Source organism: Pseudoalteromonas sp. GutCa3, from assembly GCF_002836155.1.
Classification (GTDB): Bacteria; Pseudomonadota; Gammaproteobacteria; order Enterobacterales; family Alteromonadaceae; genus Pseudoalteromonas; species Pseudoalteromonas arctica.
The window spans coordinates 1-419 of record NZ_PJBK01000004.1; the positions used below are offsets into that span (position 1 = coordinate 1).

Here is a 419-nt window from a genome sequence, read left to right on the forward strand (position 1 = left end):
TAATACGCTATGAGCTAACAAGCCTCGTTGTTTTGCTCCTCGTCCGACATGACCCAAATCATCTCGAATGGAGGAATGTTTATAAATTAGTGTGGTCGTGTCTTCTAATGCGAGCAATAAGTTATGACTTTTTGCTTGTTCAACCGTGGCTTTAAAGCCTGACTCTGCTATAGCCGTTGCGTCAATATTCTCGTTGCGAATAAAGCGGTAGGCACCTTCCATATCGGCGGGGGATTGAGTGATGTTTACAAGTGGTTTTCCTGGTTCATTTGCAAGCGTTGATGCTAACTTTACCAGACGCGCTGTTCTTCTTGGATCACCTAAGTCCGATTTACCGAATTGTTGTTTTGCCCAATGAGTATGTTCGTTAATCATAATGTGCCCTCAAACAAGATTTGAAGATCTGATCATGACATTGA

The 419-nt window shown here is 42.5% G+C and carries 1 protein-coding gene; it reads right to left on the reverse strand.

The window, feature by feature from the left end:
* Nucleotides 1–372: IS4/Tn5 family transposase DNA-binding protein (locus tag CXF64_RS00020; RefSeq protein WP_370661185.1), on the reverse strand; the 372-nt coding region annotated here is incomplete at its 3' end.
* Between the last annotated feature and the right edge of the window lie 47 nt (nt 373–419).